This window comes from Paenibacillus caseinilyticus (assembly GCF_027533645.1).
Taxonomy (GTDB): Bacteria; Bacillota; Bacilli; order Paenibacillales; family NBRC-103111; genus Paenibacillus_G; species Paenibacillus_G caseinilyticus.
This window is the reverse complement of sequence record NZ_JAQAGY010000048.1, coordinates 1-1,588: the sequence shown is the minus strand read 5'-3', so window position 1 is coordinate 1,588 and position 1,588 is coordinate 1. Positions and strand designations below refer to the sequence as shown.

Genomic DNA, 1,588 nt, shown 5'->3' with positions numbered 1-1,588 from the left:
CTACCCCGAAAATTACTCTTAGCACAGACCCGAAAATGGCAGCACGAAACTAAGCCCAGCTTTTATGTTTTTTAAAAACTGTGCTTCTTTGGATTTATGTAAAAGCGTTAAGAGGCCTCTGAAGAAGAGAGAGCAACCTGAAAACCAAGATTCTCAAGCCTTCGTACGGCTTGTCTCACAATCGATTCTTGCTGTCGCTGCTCAAAGTAATGGCTGCCTAAATCTTTGTAGTCCTCTTTGCGTGTGAGAAGATGGTAAGCAATGATCATGATGGAGTGGGCGACTGCCACGGCTGCTCGGTGTCGGCCTTTTCGGGAGGCGATGCGTCGGTACTGAGCTCCCAAGTAGTTGTCGGATCTGCATACGGAGTGGGCAACCTCAATAAGTGCCGCTCGGAGATACTTGTTGCCTTTGCGCGTTTTCGAGGACTTTCGTTTTCCGGCACTTTCATTTTGACCCGGAACAAGGCCAGCCCATGAACAGAGATGAGCCGCGGTAGGGAAGCGAGAACCAACATCGGTTCCAACCTCAGACAAGATTTGTTCCGCAGTACGTCGGCCAATTCCCGGAATGGTATCTAGCCGCTCAATGTCTTGCTGAAAAGGGTCGAGCCGTTTGGCTACCTCCGTGTCCAGCTCAAGGATTTGTTCATTCAGAAAGTCGACGTGAGTAAGCATGGTTTTCAGCATAATCCTCTGGTGTGCACTCATGTTCCCCCGCAAGGCTAATTCTAGCTCTTCTTTCTTTTTCTTTAAGGTTCGTCTTGCGAAGGCGGCCAGCTTTTCTGGATTTTCTTCACCCTCGATCATGGCACCTATCATATCGCGGCTGCTTACGCCCATAATGTCGGAAACAACGGCAGCGAGCTTAATGTTCGCGCCTTCCAGAACCTTCTGGACCCGGTTGTGTTCACGGGATCGTTCCTGAATCAGGCTTCGGCGGTAACGGACTAATTCGCGAAGTTCTCGTTGGTTACGGTCTGGAATATAGCTGGGCTTGAGCAAACCGTGACGCAGAAGGTTACAGATCCACTCAGCATCTTTCACGTCCGTCTTTCTGCCTGGGACTGCTTTAATATGCTGAGCATTGACGACAAGGAACTCGATCTCCTCGGCTTCAAGCAGATTTACAATCGGTTTCCAGAAGACACCGGTACTCTCCATGGCCACGTGCGTACAGCGATGCTGCTTGATCCAATCAATCAAGTCGAGTAGGAAAACCGTGTGCGTACGAAACGTCTTAATCTCCTTTACTTCAGAAGTCATGACACAAGCGGTGATGGACTTCTTGTGAACATCCAAACCGCAAGCGCGCTCGATCAGGATATCCATAAAACTCACCTTCACCTTTCTACGGCAAATAAAATGGAGGACTGGTGCAACAACCAGAAAAGGATTACTCTACCCCGCGTGCTTCCTAAAGAGGAGCGACATACCGTGGTGCACCATGATCGTCGTAGTCAGACTAACGGATGGGTTCGCAACACCATAGCTTAACGACCTTCCTCACCAGCCGTAAGAATAGTATAGAACGTCTCAGTAAAATTTTCATTATTCTGTGGTGCCCCGGCAGGGGCATGGATGGCTAA

At 49.3% G+C, this 1,588-nt stretch carries 1 protein-coding gene; it reads right to left on the bottom strand.

Annotation, left to right across the window (positions count from 1 at the left end):
• Nucleotides 1-107 precede the first annotated feature (107 nt).
• Entirely contained in the window at nucleotides 108-1,331 is a 1,224-nt protein-coding gene (locus O9H32_RS32725; protein ID WP_269870245.1) for an IS110 family RNA-guided transposase, read from the bottom strand.
• Nucleotides 1,332-1,588 lie beyond the last annotated feature (257 nt).